The 15,542-nt window shown below is 41.1% G+C and carries 19 protein-coding genes; 13 read left to right on the top strand and 6 right to left on the bottom strand.

Going from position 1 to position 15,542, the window contains the following annotated elements:
* Window positions 1-232: 232 nt before the first annotated feature.
* A complete protein-coding gene (gene coaBC / locus FTU02_RS14475; RefSeq protein ID WP_180157756.1) occupies window positions 233-1,504 on the bottom strand; it encodes a bifunctional phosphopantothenoylcysteine decarboxylase/phosphopantothenate--cysteine ligase CoaBC in 1,272 nt (423 codons plus the stop codon).
* Between the two features lie 112 nt (window positions 1,505-1,616).
* Here coaBC and radC point away from each other — a divergent pair, with 112 nt between their 5' ends.
* Window positions 1,617-2,318 (top strand): DNA repair protein RadC, encoded by a 702-nt coding sequence (gene radC, locus FTU02_RS14470; protein WP_180157754.1) that lies wholly within the window; start codon window positions 1,617-1,619, stop codon window positions 2,316-2,318.
* Between the two features lie 75 nt (window positions 2,319-2,393).
* Window positions 2,394-3,305: a bestrophin family protein gene (locus tag FTU02_RS14465; protein WP_078191309.1), complete on the top strand. Its 912-nt coding sequence runs from the start codon at window positions 2,394-2,396 to the stop codon at window positions 3,303-3,305.
* A 96-nt stretch (window positions 3,306-3,401) separates the two neighbouring features.
* Here the strand turns inward: FTU02_RS14465 and FTU02_RS14460 are convergent, their stop codons facing one another.
* On the bottom strand, window positions 3,402-4,253 hold the full coding sequence (locus FTU02_RS14460; RefSeq protein ID WP_180157752.1) for a PHP domain-containing protein: 852 nt from the start codon (window positions 4,251-4,253) through the stop codon (window positions 3,402-3,404).
* 44 nt (window positions 4,254-4,297) lie between these two features.
* Between FTU02_RS14460 and FTU02_RS14455 the strand changes: the two genes are divergently transcribed.
* From FTU02_RS14455 to mnmC, 4 genes are read left to right on the top strand one after another with little or no spacing between them, the layout of a single operon-like run.
* The gene (locus FTU02_RS14455) at window positions 4,298-4,909 is read left to right on the top strand and encodes an inner membrane-spanning protein YciB (protein ID WP_180157750.1); all 612 of its coding nucleotides are present in this window, start codon (window positions 4,298-4,300) and stop codon (window positions 4,907-4,909) included.
* Between the two features lie 28 nt (window positions 4,910-4,937).
* A complete protein-coding gene (locus FTU02_RS14450; protein ID WP_078191312.1) occupies window positions 4,938-5,240 on the top strand; it encodes a YciI family protein in 303 nt (100 codons plus the stop codon).
* 5 nt (window positions 5,241-5,245) lie between these two features.
* On the top strand, window positions 5,246-5,761 hold the full coding sequence (locus FTU02_RS14445; protein WP_180157749.1) for a hypothetical protein: 516 nt from the start codon (window positions 5,246-5,248) through the stop codon (window positions 5,759-5,761).
* Between the two features lie 37 nt (window positions 5,762-5,798).
* The gene (mnmC, locus tag FTU02_RS14440; RefSeq protein WP_180157748.1) at window positions 5,799-7,745 is read left to right on the top strand and encodes an FAD-dependent 5-carboxymethylaminomethyl-2-thiouridine(34) oxidoreductase MnmC; all 1,947 of its coding nucleotides are present in this window, start codon (window positions 5,799-5,801) and stop codon (window positions 7,743-7,745) included.
* A 45-nt stretch (window positions 7,746-7,790) separates the two neighbouring features.
* Here the strand turns inward: mnmC and FTU02_RS14435 are convergent, their stop codons facing one another.
* Window positions 7,791-8,105 (bottom strand): rhodanese-like domain-containing protein, encoded by a 315-nt coding sequence (locus tag FTU02_RS14435; RefSeq protein ID WP_078194202.1) that lies wholly within the window; start codon window positions 8,103-8,105, stop codon window positions 7,791-7,793.
* Window positions 8,106-8,197: 92 nt separating this feature from the next.
* Between FTU02_RS14435 and FTU02_RS14430 the strand changes: the two genes are divergently transcribed.
* From FTU02_RS14430 to FTU02_RS14420, 3 genes are all read left to right on the top strand, one after another.
* Window positions 8,198-8,686, top strand: a complete 489-nt coding sequence (locus tag FTU02_RS14430; protein WP_078194203.1) for a YajQ family cyclic di-GMP-binding protein — start codon at window positions 8,198-8,200, stop codon at window positions 8,684-8,686.
* A gap of 27 nt (window positions 8,687-8,713) precedes the next feature.
* A complete protein-coding gene (locus tag FTU02_RS14425; RefSeq protein ID WP_180157747.1) occupies window positions 8,714-9,217 on the top strand; it encodes a DUF4442 domain-containing protein in 504 nt (167 codons plus the stop codon).
* A gap of 132 nt (window positions 9,218-9,349) precedes the next feature.
* A complete protein-coding gene (locus tag FTU02_RS14420; protein ID WP_180157746.1) occupies window positions 9,350-9,850 on the top strand; it encodes an ester cyclase in 501 nt (166 codons plus the stop codon).
* A gap of 66 nt (window positions 9,851-9,916) precedes the next feature.
* Here FTU02_RS14420 and FTU02_RS14415 read toward each other — a convergent pair whose 3' ends face one another.
* The 3 genes from FTU02_RS14415 to FTU02_RS14405 are packed head-to-tail and all read right to left on the bottom strand — an operon-like array spanning window position 9,917 to window position 11,686.
* Window positions 9,917-10,336, bottom strand: coding sequence for an acyl-CoA thioesterase (locus tag FTU02_RS14415; protein WP_078191328.1), 420 nt, complete (start codon window positions 10,334-10,336; stop codon window positions 9,917-9,919).
* A 21-nt stretch (window positions 10,337-10,357) separates the two neighbouring features.
* A complete protein-coding gene (trxC, locus tag FTU02_RS14410) occupies window positions 10,358-10,789 on the bottom strand; it encodes a thioredoxin TrxC (RefSeq protein ID WP_078191319.1) in 432 nt (143 codons plus the stop codon).
* Entirely contained in the window at window positions 10,790-11,686 is an 897-nt protein-coding gene (locus FTU02_RS14405) for an alpha/beta hydrolase (protein WP_180157745.1), read from the bottom strand.
* Window positions 11,687-11,810: 124 nt separating this feature from the next.
* On the opposite strand from FTU02_RS14405, the gene FTU02_RS14400 reads away from it, so the two are divergent.
* The 4 genes from FTU02_RS14400 (at window position 11,811) to FTU02_RS14385 (ending at window position 15,324) form a co-directional block, all read left to right on the top strand.
* Window positions 11,811-12,146: a TIGR01244 family sulfur transferase gene (locus FTU02_RS14400; RefSeq protein WP_180157744.1), complete on the top strand. Its 336-nt coding sequence runs from the start codon at window positions 11,811-11,813 to the stop codon at window positions 12,144-12,146.
* Window positions 12,139-12,561 carry a beta-lactamase hydrolase domain-containing protein gene (locus tag FTU02_RS14395; protein ID WP_180157743.1) on the top strand — a complete coding sequence of 141 codons (423 nt, stop codon included), beginning with the start codon at window positions 12,139-12,141 and terminating at the stop codon, window positions 12,559-12,561. Before FTU02_RS14400 ends, FTU02_RS14395 begins: the two co-directional genes overlap by 8 nt.
* 203 nt (window positions 12,562-12,764) lie before the next feature.
* Window positions 12,765-13,874 (top strand): hypothetical protein, encoded by a 1,110-nt coding sequence (locus FTU02_RS14390; protein WP_180157741.1) that lies wholly within the window; start codon window positions 12,765-12,767, stop codon window positions 13,872-13,874.
* Window positions 13,875-13,950: 76 nt separating this feature from the next.
* The gene (locus FTU02_RS14385) at window positions 13,951-15,324 is read left to right on the top strand and encodes a dihydrolipoyl dehydrogenase (RefSeq protein ID WP_180157739.1); all 1,374 of its coding nucleotides are present in this window, start codon (window positions 13,951-13,953) and stop codon (window positions 15,322-15,324) included.
* The last annotated feature ends 218 nt before the right edge of the window (window positions 15,325-15,542 follow it).

Raw genomic sequence — 15,542 nt, 5'->3', positions numbered from 1 at the left:
ATCAATCACTTAAATTATATTTTTGCTGTTTTAAAACACTGACAGCCTTGGTCTATTGCTGACATATTTTTGTTGAAAATGACCATTTTGGTAGTGGTTTCCTAACCTTCAAATTTTCAACATGAAACTGAACACCTCGTGATTTATTCAATAACGAGCCTTAAACAAAACATCGTAAGGTGCCATAAAAAAATCCCCGAACATTGCGGGGATTTTGAGGAATCAACTGAAATTATTCATCATCCGTTTCAGGCTCATGATGTAGCGCATCATGTATAGCTTCCACCAATTGCTGTGCAATTTCTTGTTTTGACGCTTTCTCTAAATCACGCTTTTCCATTTGATATTGATCTGCGAAGAACACGGTCATGGCATTTTCGTCTGAAGCAAAACCAATATCTTTACGTGAGACATCATTGCACGCGATCATATCGAGTTTTTTTGCCACAAGTTTGCCCGCGGCATACTCCTCGACATTGCGTGTCTCAGCGGCAAATCCCACCATAAATGGACGTTTTGACTGCTGCGCAATCGTTGCAACGATATCTGGATTTTTAATTAAAGCCACATTGAGTTCATCGCCAGCTTTTTTGATTTTATGCTCTGCAACTTCTGCCACGCGATAATCCGCAACGGCTGCTGTTGCGATAAAAATATCACAGCCTTCATCTAACATTTGCAGACTAGTCTCTAACATTTTAATTGCAGACTGCACATTAATCCGTCGTACACCATTTGGTGTATCTAAACTGACGGGTCCTGCGATCAGCGTTACTTTAGCCCCAGCTGCATAACAAGCCGCTGCCAGTGCGAAACCCATTTTACCTGTGCTGTGGTTGGAAATATAACGTACAGGATCTATCGACTCACGTGTAGGACCAGCTGTAATCGCCACATGCTTGCCTGCAAGCATGCCAAATTTTTCAGCAAGAGCTCGCTGTGCTTGATGAAAATAGGCCGTCACTTGATCCGCCAAATCTTCTGGCTCAGGCATACGTCCTAAGCCTACATCTCCACAGGCTTGAGAACCGGCATCGGGCATGATCACATGTACGCCATCTTCAACCAGTGTATTTAAATTACGCTGTGTCGCTTTGGCTGCCCACATTTGCTGATTCATCGCTGGGGCAACCCAAACGGGTGCTTTTGTCGCAAGATAAAGTGTCGAAAGAAGATCATCTGCTAAACCCGCCGCAAATTTTGCCAGCGTGTCGCAACTTGCAGGAGCAACCAATACCAAATCAGCCCAACGTGCCAATTCAATATGCCCCATACCCGCTTCTGCTTCGGGATTGAGTAATTCGGTATGCACAGGGTTGCCTGAAAGCGCCTGAAACGTTAGCGGGGTCACAAAGGCTTGCGCACCTTGAGTCATCACCACGCGCACATCAAATCCGGCATCTTTTAATCGACGGACAAGAATGGCACTTTTATAGGCTGCGATACCACCAGTGACACCTAAAAGAATATTTTTTGTGGGCATTACACTTAAATCAAAGCTCACGAACAGGCTACCTATCTGTTGCAGTGGCGCTCACAATAGCATTAAATATGCACTGACCCAACAATCTGCTGTGAAAAAGCCGATTGACTGATAATAAAAAAGTCTAAGAATAATGAATAATTCAATTAAAAATTGGCCTGAACAAGAGCGCCCACGTGAGCGCCTGATTCAACAAGGCGCACAAAGTTTATCCGATGCTGAGCTACTGGCTATTTTCCTACGCTCTGGTTCCCAGCAGCACTCTGCTGTCGAACTTGCACGAGTCCTGATTCAACATTTTGGTCAGTTGCAAGCGCTAATGGATGCGTCACTTGAGGATTTACGCCAGTTTCATGGCATCGGAAATAGTAAATATGCGCAGCTCATGGCGGTAAAAGAACTCGGTAAACGCTATGTGAGTCAGCATTTTCAAAATGAAGCCTTAGAATTGCAACATTCTGAACAATTGCAAAACTTTCTTCGCTTTGAATTTTTATCGGAACGTCAAGAAGTCTTTGGCGTGCTCTGTCTAGATGCGCATTTAAGAAAAATAAACTTTAAAAAACTTTTTTATGGCAGCCTCAATACCTGTGAAATTTCCATCAATCAACTGCTGCGTTATGTTATTTCTGAACACGCCAGCAGTATTGTCATTGCACATAATCATCCTTTCGGTCGTGCAGAACCTTCTGCTGCCGATCTTGAATTGACTCGACTCATTCAGCAGGCTTGTCAGTTGGTGGAAATTCGACTGATCGATCATTGCATTATCTCCACAGAAGGGAGTTTTTCCTTTGCTGAACATGGCTTGCTCCAAGCACACTTATCTGCATGAAACAGTTATTGACAAGTGCTTGAGCAAACCCGAAGATCATCATAATTTTTTAAAACTAGAAATTATCATTCGAACATGATCGTCCGTGACCAACCGAGTATTTTTAAACTGCTATTTTCTTGGCGAGGAACGATTTTACCTAAGGTTTTACCGCCGCTCGGGATCGTTATGTTGCTGTCTGCCATTGTGGGCGGCTTATCCTATGTCGATATCTTTCATTTTACCGAATTTCCTTTGGTCGGCTTTACCCTAATTGGTGTCGTGCTGTCGATTTTCTTAGGCTTTAAAAACTCAGCCTGCTATGACCGTTGGTGGGAAGCTCGGCGTTTATGGGGCATTTTGATTGCCAATGCACGCCATTTTGACCGTGACTGCCGTTTACTCAGTCAAGGTCGTCGTGAACGTGTGATTCAACATGTGATCGTCTTTGCCAACGTTTTACGTGACCGACTCCGCCATCAAACCGCCAATCCCACTGAACTGGTTGAAACCAGCGGCATGAGTGCGAATGCCATCACCCAGTTATACCAACAGGCCAATGCACCGCAGTACACGTTGAGTTTGATTCAATGGGAGCTAATGCAAGCGCTCAAAGATGGTGAGATTTCAGATATTATTTATACCCAGATGAATCAGCATGTGATGGAACTCAGCACCGTACAAACCGGCTGTGACCGTATTGCCACCACGCCATTACCATTTGCTTATTCGGTCTTGCTGAATCGAACCGTTTATTTTTTCTGTTTTGTCTTACCCTTTAGCTTGGGTTCTACTTTAGGTCTTGCGACCCCCCTTTTGGTGGGGATTTTGGCCTATACCTTTTTAGGCTTAGATGCACTAAGTTCAGAGATTGAAGAGCCCTTCGGCACACAGAGTAATGACTTACCTTTGGACTCGATGGTGCGTACTATTGAAATTGAATTACTTGGGACTTTAGGAAAACCCACCCCACCACCGATTCAAGCCAAAGATCATAATTTACTGTAATTGATCAATGGGTCTAAACCCTCGCTTACATAGCCTTGCGTACACTTTTTTGTACATGGAAGATATGTAAGTGAGAGCAATCATCGCGCAAAGCTTTTAAGCAAAGCTCTCCCAAATTCCAACTTGCCCCTCTTTCACTCGAGGGATGTTGCCAAGTTTAATCCATGGCATATTGTCACCATGAAAATCACTGCCAACAGAAACTTTCAAGTTAAAGGCAGCAATCATGCGATCCACCATTTGACGAGTCGATAATGGCTCAATTGCCGGTGGTAATTCCACTGCATCACCGCCCGCTTCAGCAAAGATTTCAATCAAATAACGAATATTGGTTGCAGACAAATCATAACGCGTTGGATGCGCCAACACTGCAAAGCCACCACTGGCATGAATCACCTCAATGGTCTCAACAAGACTTGGACCTTCAAATTTTACAAAAGCTTTTTTGCCTTCTTTAATATATTTATCAAAAGCTTGTTGTGGACGTGAAACTACCCCCTTTTCCACCAAAGTTTTGGCAATATGGGTACGTGTTACCCGATCTGGAATCTGGTCGACCTTGGCAATCACATCGCTATAAATATCTTGACCAATTAACGGTATCAGTAAGTCACAAATCTGCCGAGCACGTTCCGCTCGAATACGCTTTTGATCCATCAATAAGGCTTGTAATGGCGCAGGATTTTGCATATTTAAAGCGACAATATGTACACCATAACTTTTTTTGGTCGCAGGTCTCGACCACTGGCTAGAAATCTCCACGCCAGAGATTAATTGGAGCTTTAATTTCTGCGCAACCTGCTCTGCAGCCAACAATCCGTCCATCGTATCGTGATCAGTCAAAGCCAGCGTATGAATTCCAATAGCACTTGCGGCCTGCACCAAAGCCTCTGGTGACAAAGTACCATCAGAAATATTACTGTGTGTATGTAAATCTACGCCTTGCATCTCTATACTATGTCATTTATTTGATCAGATTTAGATACTCTAACATGAAAGCACTTTTAGACTTTGTGCCACTCATTATTTTCTTTTATTTATATAAAACTGTAGATCCAAAAGATACGCAGCACCCATTAATACAATTAATTGGTTCTGCTGGGGGTGTCGATAACAATAACATTCTTGTGGCAACATCAGGTCTCATCATTTCCATGCTTGTGGTTTATGGTGCATTGTTTGTGATGCAAAAATTCCGTCTAGATAAACAACAATGGATTGTGTTGTTCATGACCGTGATTTTTGGTGGTATTACCCTGATGTTAAGCGATGATTTTTATATTCGTTTAAAAGCCGTTTTACTGAACTTAGTTTTTGCTGGGGCGTTTTTACTTTCTCCACTATTTAGTAAAGATAAGAAACCACTCATCGAACGTTTATTTGGTCCAGTCTTAAATTTAACCGCTGTCGGTTGGAAACGATTGAACTATGCATGGGCTGCAATGTTCGTGGTGATGTCATGTTTACACACCTTTTTCGCTTATTTGTTTGCAGACGGAAAATATTGGGGTGAATTCACTGCTTTTGGTGACATGATCGTGATGTTTTCCTTTATCATTATTCAGTTTATTGTATTACGTAAATACTTTAAGACCTCAGAATAATCCATTCGGTCAAAAATCAGGAAAAGTCATGCCATTATTCGTCGTAAGCTGTACAGATAATGAAGGTACAGTGGAAAAGCGCCTTGCAGTTCGCCCTCAACATCTTGAACGTCTACAAAAACTTGATGATGAAGGTCGTCTGATTGTTGCAGGTGCGATGCCTAAAGATCCGGCAAACCCGCAAGCTGGTTTTTATGGCAGTACGATCATTGTCGATTTTGATAGTCGTGAAGCCCTAGACCAATGGTTGGCAGATGAACCTTTCCTCAAAGAAGGGGTTTATGGCCAAATTGATGTCAAACCATTTAACAAAGCATTTCCTAAAGGATAAGGTTCATGCGCGTCGTTGTTTCTAGTTTACTGGGCTTATCTTTAATTTGTTCAACTGCATGGGCTGAAGAATCGGCTCCTGCACCTGCTGTAGCCCCTGCTGCTCAAGCAACGACTGCAACACCTCCTCCCAATCCTGTGCCGCATACCATTCCTGCCAATAAACCGGGCATCATTAAAGTGGCGGCAACCGTCAATCCTAATGGTCAACCTCAAGATGCCAATTCATTGACCATTGAGCAATTGGCAAAAAATAAAGCGCTGCAAGATGCCAAAGTCAAAGCGATGGTCAAAGACCAATCTGTACGCTTACAACAGTTAGAAAAAGCTAACCTTGAAGCCTTGGCGCAAAACCAAGAATTACAACTTAAAAATGATAGCTTGGGCGTACAAGTACAAGTGCTACAAAGTGAACGTAGCGCGCAGATGTTTTTATATGGCGGGACCACACTTGGTGTTGGCGTGATTTTAGGTTTCTTGTTGGCCAGTTACGTCTATACCAAACGTCGTCGTCAATGGTAATTCATTTTTCTACTTCAATTTAAAGGTTGCTTGAGTTTTGTCAGGTGCAATTCAGACTGCCGATCTCGATTGGCAAATGATCGATGGCATTGATATTCCAGTGTCTAGACAGTTTGGTGATGTGTATTTTTCGAAGGATAACGGCCTACTCGAAACACGTCATGTGTTTTTAAAAGGGAATGACCTCGACACTCGCCTTGAGGCACTGACTGATTTTGAATATTTCAGTGTCGGCGAAACAGGTTTTGGTACAGGCTTAAATATTTTGGCCTTGTGGCAATTATGGCAACAGGTTCGTCCAGATAATCACAGTCATCTGCATGCTATTTCTATAGAAAAATTCCCTTTATCTAAAGTAGACCTCATTCGTGCATTAAATGCATGGCCTGAATTACAACCTTTGGCACAGCAACTGATTGCGCAATATCCTGAACCCATAGCGGGATGTCATCGACTCAATTTTCCAGAAGAACGTTTTTCAATTGATCTTTGGTTAGGCGATGCACACGACGTTTTTCCGGTCATGGCAAAAACTGCTACGGTCAATGCATGGTTCTTGGACGGTTTTGCACCCGCCTGTAATCCTGACATGTGGGAAGAAAACGTACTCAAAAATATCGTACGTCTATCGGACATTGGGACGACCTTCGCCTCATTTAGTGTGGCAGGCGTACTGAAACGCGGCTTACGTGAGCATGGTATTACCATTACACGACCACGTGGCTTTGCGCATAAGCGTGAAATGCTCAAAGCCTTTTGGCTCGCACCTGAAAAGTTAGATGATCAATCCAATGCTGCTGACTGTCCCACTTTAGACGAAAAAAAAAATCCTGAAATCGCTCTAGGACATAAGCCCCGTCAAATCGCGATTATTGGCGCTGGCATAGCTGGTTTGAGCTGTGCTTGGGCATTTGCTCAACGCGGGCATCAAGTGCGTATTTACGAGAAATCAGCACCACTCAGCGGTGGGTCGGGTAATCCTCTTGCCCTACTCAACCCTAAACTCTGTCCAATTGAACAAAGTGCTGAACATTTGATGACCTTGAGCTGGTTATATGCACTCAAGCATTATCAAAACTTCAAGGCATTTCGTCCCTTACAGATTCACCAATCTATTTTAAAAAATAAAGCAGAACACCTAGATTTAGCTCAAGCTTATCCTTCAGAGGTATTAGCTGCTGAAGAAGGCACGCTAAGTCAATTAGCCTCAACATATCCAACCCTGCTCCTCAAACAAGCAGGCGCAGTCAGTCCACATCAGCTTCGTGACCAAATCTTGGCGCATTCACACATTGAGTTGTTACAAGCAGATATTCAACGCATTGAGCAGCAACATAATGGCGTTGCGCTATTTACACAGGATCAGCAGCTTCCATCTGCCGAGCATGTCATTCTCTGTGCGGCACGTGACAGTATGCAGCTACAAACAGATTATCCAGAACTGCGTGCCATTCGTGGACAAGTCAGTTGGTTGAACAACCCCGCTCAACAAATGGATATGCATACAGCCTATAGTTATGGGGGCTATTGTATGCAACTGGATGCCGAACAAATGATTATGGGCGCGTCATTTTATCCCGGCCGTGATGACACCGACGTTCTCACAGAAGATCATGTGCATAACTATGAACTTATCCACAGTGTATTCCCTGACTTTGCCAAAACCTTAGCACCGATTGAGCAATGGCAAGGACGTGCCGCGATTCGCGCACAGACAAAAGACTTTTTCCCTGTAATTGGTGCAGTTCATGAAGATCAGCACATTTATAGCTGTAGTGGACTCGGTTCTAAAGGTTTCCTGTATGCACCGCTCTGTAGTGAAATCATTGCCGCGCTGGTCTTAAAAGAAGCCTGCCCTATTCCAACACAGCTACTCGATAAAATTCATGCAGCACGTTTTATACGACGCGCCAAAGCCAAACAAAAAACTAAGAAGCCTTATTTTCAGGGTCAGATGCCGTCCTCTCCACCTCAAGAAAAATAATCCGCAATAAAAAAAGCGCCTTTCGGCGCTTTTTTTGATTCGATCTTATTTCCCTTGTTCCAAAGGAAGACCAGCATCACGAGCAGCACGCGTGCCGCCCATTAAGATTACATATTCACGTGAGCTGTCAAAACCCTCTAGTAACTCTGCTGCACGTGGAGCTTTACTTCCACCACCACATAAAATGTAAATGGGTTGATCCGTTGACACCTGAGTCAGTGCATCTGATGACAATGCGTTGATCGGTCGGTTAACCGCACCTTTCACATGTGCTTCAGCATAAGCACTTGCATCGCGAACATCCCAGATAATCGAGTCTTCTGGGAACTCAAATGTTGTAATTTCTTGTTTACGGATCATTGCACACTCCTTTTGATGTAAACAACACTTGGCAAATGAAGAAAACATCCCTAGCATCTCAGATATTCTTTCCCTTTGTAAAGGTCTAATCTATGCCTTCTTTTGATATTGTTTCCGAATTAGAAGTTTTTGAAGTAAATCATGCAGTTCAAAACACGCAAAAAGAAATAGCGACGCGTTTTGACTTCCGTGGTCAAGACGTTTCAATTGAGTTAAATGAGAAAAATAAGGAAATCAAAATCTCAACAGAAAGCGATTTCCAATGTGAGCAAGTGTATACCATGCTCGAAAATCATTTCTTCAAACGTAAAGTTGACATTCAAGCACTCGATCCACAAAAAATGACGGCTTCTGGTAAAAACGTCATTCAAGTGATCAAACTAAAAGACGGTCTTGACTCTGATACTGCAAAAAAAATCAATAAAGCCATTAAAGAAAGCGGCATTAAAGTGCAATCTTCTATTCAAGGCGACAAAATTCGTGTGACTGACAAGAAACGTGACACTTTGCAACAAGTGATGGCGTTCTTAAAAGAGCAACAATTTGGTGTGCCGCTTCAATTCAACAACTTTAAAGATTAAGGCAGCACAACTGCCATTGAGGTCAATATGGCACGTCCAAATCGTCTAAATAAACTGGTTAAAGCAAGCTCTAAATTACCCAAAGGTATTCAAAGTCGTTTGCTCAGTCAAGCTTTTGGTCGTGTCGTGCCTATGGTCGGTACCGCTAAAATTCGTTATCAACATGTCAGCCCTGAGCGTGTTGAGGTGAGCATCGCCAATCATAAGGCGATGCAAAACCACATCGGGCAAGTACATGCCTGTGCCATGGCGCTGATCGCCGAAACAGCCACAGGCTTTGTCACAGCAATGAACGTCCCAGACAGTGCCATTGTCCTGATTAAAAGCTTCAAAGTTGATTTTAAACGTCCAACCCAAGGTGGGATGAAAGCGATTGCAATGCTTACACCCGAACAGCAACGACAAATGCAAAGCACAGAAAAAGGTGAAACCTTAGTACAGGTCTTAGTCACCGATGAATCTGGTGAAGCACCGATTCAATGTGAAATGCTTTGGGCGTGGGTGGCAAAATCCGCTCTGAAAAATAAATAAATGTAAATAAAACTTACTTTTAGGTAAGTATAAGTTTTACCAAATTTCAGCAAAATCAAGACTGTTTTTTACTATTTATACGCCGTAATTCCGCTCAATATGCTTGCACGACACAAATATATTGAGCACTTTATGAAAAAAATCATTCCCCTTTCATTCATCAGCATGGCGGTGTTTTTAACTGCATGTCAAAGTACTATTCCTGCAACGCCAACAACTCCAAATCAAACGGCTGAAAGCAATATTCAAACCAGCCAAGCGGCGGAAAATAAGAAAATCGTGATTGATTTTTATGAAGGTGTCTTTCTTAAACATCAGGTTAAGACATATGCTGACCGATATATTGGCAACCAATATATTCAACATAATCCGCATGTACCTGATGGCAAGGCGCCATTTGTCGATTACTTCACCCAGTATTTTAAACAAAATCCTGAAGCAAAAAACCAGATCAAACGTGCTGCTGCCGAAGGTGATTTGGTCTATTTACATGTGCACTCTACGCAGAATAAGCAAGACCGTGGAGAAGCCATTATTGATATCTTCCGTGTTGAAAATGGCAAGATCGTCGAACATTGGGATGTGCAACAGAGCATTCCTGAAACCAGTGCCAATTCAAATACAATGTTCTAATTTCTCAGTCACTATTCATAAAAAAGCCACTCGATTGAGCGGCTTTTTTATTGCGTCTAACTTTAATTAAGCTTGATCTGCAGCAAATTTAGCTTTTGCATCCGCAGGAATTTGACGCTTAGCACCTTTCACATCCACAGCGACAAATGTAAACACACCTTCGGTTACGCGAATTGGATCACGTGAGCTGTCATGGCTATCCCAAACTTCAATCTGCATTTGGATAGAGGTATTACCCACTTTTAAAATTTTGGTATATACACTGATGACATCCCCGACTTTCACAGGAACGAGGAAGGTCATTTGGTTAATTGAAATCGTTGCACAGCGTCCTTGACTGAAACGCTCTGCGTGAATTGCACCGGCCAAGTCCATTTGTGACACGATCCAACCACCGAAAACATCACCACTCCAGTTGGTGTCTGCAGGCATCGCGATGGTTTGTAGGGAAAGCGTTCCTTCAGGTTTTACATGAGTTTCTGACACTTTAGCTCCTGGCGCTGACATTTATTGAGGTAGATTTAACTGCTGATTGAGCCATTGTTGTAACTCACCAGCACGCATTGCACCGCTTATTCTAGCAATTTCGTTGGTTTTATTCATCAAAACCAGTGTAGGAATACTACGAACATTAAATGCACCGCTCAATCGAGGGTTTGCTTCGGTATCAATTTTGGCAAAAACCACCTTCGGATTTGATTTTGCAACTTGTGCAAAGTGTGGCGCCATCATCTTACATGGTCCACACCACTCAGCCCATAAATCGATCAGCACAGGTAAATCACTATTGCTAATAAAATTTGCAAAGTTCTTTTCATTCAACTCGATGGGCGCCAATGGAATCAATGCTTGGTGACATTGACCACATGCAGGTCCAACTTCGAGTTTTTCTTCAGGTACACGGTTTTTTGCACCACATTCAGGACACACAACGATCATTTAGCTGACTCCAACATGTTGATGTAAAAATTCTAATTGGGTTGCCATGGCTTTTTCAAACCATTGCCCATGATAAATATCAAAATGTTGCATTTCCCACTCATAATACTGCACATACGGTGCAATATTGGTCGCAGTTTCACGGCTTGATTCGATGGGAATCAAACTATCTTCTTTGGCTGCAATAAAAAGTACTGGTATACTAATTTTACGTACATCTAATATTGGGCGATAACGGATTAACTTAAAAAAGGCCCGAGCTGGAATTTCGCCACTCCAATAAAAATCAGGATTGACAATCGATAAATAGCCGGCATAACTATCTTCAGACTGTAAAAAACACAATCGATGTGGATGAACTACAGGTAAAGTCGTTGGACTCATCCCAACTTTAGACCCCATATAGTCCTGACTCGATAATTTTAACGCTTTAGGTAATTGCTGTAAGGGATACAATTTTGCACTTTCAGCGCCGTCGACAAATGGGACTTGTGCCATCACCGCTTTAATATTTTTAAGCTCTGCCGCCAAACTAAGTACATAGCCACCACTCAGCGATGTTCCCCATAATACAATGCGTCTCGAATCAATCGATTTACGCTGCTGTAAATGATCGATCATGGTCCGCCAATCTTCAAGTTGAGCTTTAAGATTCACCAACTCTCTCGGACGCCCTGTGCTGCCCCCCCAATAGCGATAATCAAACAACACAACAGCATAGCCCGCTTGTACAAAGCGCTTGGCATATTGCACTAATTTAAATTGGCGTAATGCAGCCAAACCATGCGCCATGAGAATGACTGCAGGTTTTTCAACAGATTTTGGACGATAAAAGTCAGCAGCTATAACATCTTGTCCGCTTTTGACATACAGTGGTTCGACTGTATAGGCGTGCATACGCGCTCCATTGCGTTATTTTATGGTTGTAATCGCTTATAAAAATTTAAGAACATTCTGCTCAAGTTTGTGCTTAATGCTATCATAAAGCATAAATCTATGAATTAAATTATGGAGTGACTCAATGAGCGAAAATGTTGGTTTTGCAGGTCAAATCAGCCCAGAACATGTAGCGCAAGTGGTTGAAAAAGGCTTTAAATCGATTATCAATAACCGCCCTGACATGGAAGGTGGTCCTGAGCAACCAACCAGTGCTCAAATTGAAGAAGCAGCTCGTACCGCTGGTTTAGATTATGTTCATCAACCGGTTGTTGCGGGTCAAATTTCTGAGCTAGATGTCCGTAACTTTGCTAATCATTTTAATGAATTGCCAAAGCCAGTGCTCATGTTCTGCCGTACAGGTAACCGTTCAAATAACCTATATCAACTAGCAAAACAGATGGATCTTTTGGATGACTAAGGCTTTAATTCAAAAAGCTTTATTGATCGCAACTTGCGTCTTTTCAGCACCCACATTTGCTGATAATAGCAGTCAACCCTTAAATGCAAATTTAAGTGTCTCAGGGCAAATGACCACAGATAAATTTTCAAGTTTACTCAAACAACTTAAATTTAAATCTGTGATTGTAAACCGACCAGATAATGAGGCGGGCAATGAAGTGACTGTTTTACAGTTACGAGGCATTGCTGAAAAGTCTCATGTGAGTGTTGTGTATCAACCTGTGCAAAGCGGTAAAATTTCTCAAACAGACGTGAAAGAATTTGCCAAATACTATAATGAGCTTCCTAAACCCATTTTGATGATTTGTCGCAGCGGCTCTCGTTCGACAGCTCTTTTCAATCAAGCTAAGGCTCAAGGTTTGCTCAATGACTAAATTCGTGTTTACCGTTTTATTTACAACGTTGTTGCTAACAGGGTGTAATTCTATGAATGTACGTCCATCCGTTGGTGTAAGTGTCGGGACTGCACTATAAAATGACGAATATAAAGATGGCGCTATTTGCGCCATTTTTTATGTGTGGTATCTTTACGCAATATAACTTTTTCTATACATAAATAACTATTTTGGGGTACTTCATGAAATTTCTACAAGGATCACTTTCACTTGCTTTAGCTACATTATTAACTGCATGTGGCGGTGGAGGTAGTGAAGGTTATTTTAATAATGAAAGTAATAGTAGTGGTAACACAACTGAAAATACAAATACTTCATCTGCCGACACAAAATTTTTTGAAGATAACCTAAAACGAGAAGGTAGCATTTTATTTGGGTTACTCGATACTAATAATCCTGATACACCTAAGGGCTATATTGACCATGCTCTAGATACCTTTGGAAATGGTGTCTTAGAACTAGCTATTTCGACGCATGAAAAATTCACTCAAAATCAATCACAATTTATTTATTATGATGATTGTCATAAAAAAGACGAAACATCAACAGATGACTTAGAACAATCGGAACAAATTAAACAAGGTTGTTATGTAATTAGTGGAGATAATTTAAAAAATTTACTCGGTGAAAATTATAAAAATTGGAACTTTAATGTAAATGCAATTGATTTAAAAAATATGCAGCCAAAAGAAGGACTTGAAAGTTATATTGGCCAACCAAGCGTTATTATTTACGAAAATCAAAATGCTGATAAAAACTTAAATAGCATTGCAGTTACTGGTAGTTTTGGTTACCCGTATCAACAATCATGGGGCTTAGCTCAAAGCCAGCAGGTACGTTTTGTCACTATTCCGAACAATGATAGCAGTAATGGTGGATTTGTACTTTATAATGATCCAACGTCATCTGAAGGAAAGCTATATGTTGTACAAGCTGACTCTAGTTATAGCGTGCTCACAAATGATAATCCAAACACACCAAATATCGAACCTGTGACATTCACTGTTCATTCTGCTCCAGGTAATGAAATTGCAACTTTCCTTATTAAATCAAATGGTACTCAAATACTAAATTTGCCAAATATCTCTGCAATTTCTGGACAACGAATCGAAAATGAAAGCCCAGCAACAAACATCAAGAGCATTACAGGCAGTATTAGAATTGAAGGAGATAAAGTTTTAAACTTCCTACAATCAATAAGTGGTTCAACTATTACTTATACACATACTTTAACTTTAGATGCTGATGGTAAAACAATCACTCGCACCATCAATGGTACAACTAAAAAGTAACTTTCTAACAAAATCCCTCTACCTAGAGGGATTTTGTTTAATTAATATAATTTATTTAGAATAAAGTAAATATTTTATGTACGACATCATCATTATCGGTGCAGGAACAGCAGGCATTTCAGCCTATAAAGAAGCAATTAAAAAAACACAGAATATTCTTATCATTAATGATGGTCCTTGGGACACCACCTGTGCACGCGTCGGTTGTATGCCAAGTAAAATACTCATCTCTACTGCCAACCGTATGCACGAAATTGGACATGCAGATAATTTAGGTCTAGATGTCAAAAGTGAAATTGATACCTCTAGCGTCATGCAACATGTTCAAAATTTACGTGATCGTTTTACACGAGCCACTTTAAAAGATGTTGAAAGTTGGCCAAGCGAACATAAAATTTCAGGAAAAGCTGAATTTATTAATTCAAATACAATTCAAGTAAATAACCAAACATTTAAAGCCAAATCATTTATCCTTGCAGTAGGTACAACGCCTGCTATAGATACAGAACAAAAACAAATATTAGGCGATAAATTAATTACGTCCGATCAAATATTTGAGTTAGAACAACTACCAAAATCTGTCGCAGTTATTGGAAGTGGCGTGATCGCTTTAGAATTGGCTCAGGCTTTAACACGGCTTAATGTAAACACCACTGTTTTTGCACGTAGTCGAAAAATTGGCTCATTGACTAGCCCCATATTACAAAAGCTCGCACAGGAAGAGTTAAGTAAAGAATTAAAGCTAAAGTTTGAAACTTTACCGGGACATTACTCTCTTGAAGGCGATCTAGTTCATTTAACCTATACTGAAGAAAACGTACAAAAGTCACTACAAGTTGACTATGTTTTAGCTGCAACTGGCAGACGTACATTATTAAATACCTTAGGTTTAGAACGTATAAGTGCAGAATTTAAAGATATTAAAAATTTACCGATCAATCCAGACACAAAGCAATTAGCAGATTATCCAATTTTTATTGTCGGCGATGCACATACTAATACCCCTATCCAACACGAAGCAGCTCATGAAGGTAAATTTACAGTACAAAACTGTTTAAACTTTCCACAAATTAAATCCATCAAGACGCTAACCCCTCTAGGCATCTTATTTTCTACACCACAAATGGCAACTATTGGTCAAAGCTATAAGCAACTACAAGATAAAAACACAGAATTCGTCATTGGTTTCGTTTCTTATGAAAAACAAGGTCGTGCGATTGTTGTTGCTAAAAATAAAGGGGCTGCCGAAGTATATGTGGATACAATTAACCATACACTATTAGGAGCTGAGCTATTCTGTGCAGAAGCTGAACATTTAGCACATTTGCTAGCTTGGATGATTTCAGAAGAACTAAGCATACATGAAATTTTGGATAAACCTTTCTATCATCCAACTTTAGAAGAAGGGTTAAGAACAGCATTAAAGCATGCACGACGTCAGTTAAGATAATTTTATCGTTCTATGTAAACTTATAGCGTTGGATATCCAACGCTTAATTTCCGTATCCCCCTCTATCTTTTTCCTTTCCCCTTTTCTCCGCACATAAAAAAACACCCCCTGACATATCAGGGGGTGTTTTCGAATAATGAGCTGGCGATGACTTACTCTCACATGGGTAACCCCACACTACCATCAGCGCTAAGAGGTTTCACTTCTGAGTTCGGGAA

Origin of the sequence: Acinetobacter sp. YH12045, from assembly GCF_013419925.1 — a bacterium.
GTDB classification, from domain to species: Bacteria; Pseudomonadota; Gammaproteobacteria; order Pseudomonadales; family Moraxellaceae; genus Acinetobacter; species Acinetobacter amyesii.
This window is presented reverse-complemented; position numbering and strand designations above follow the sequence as displayed.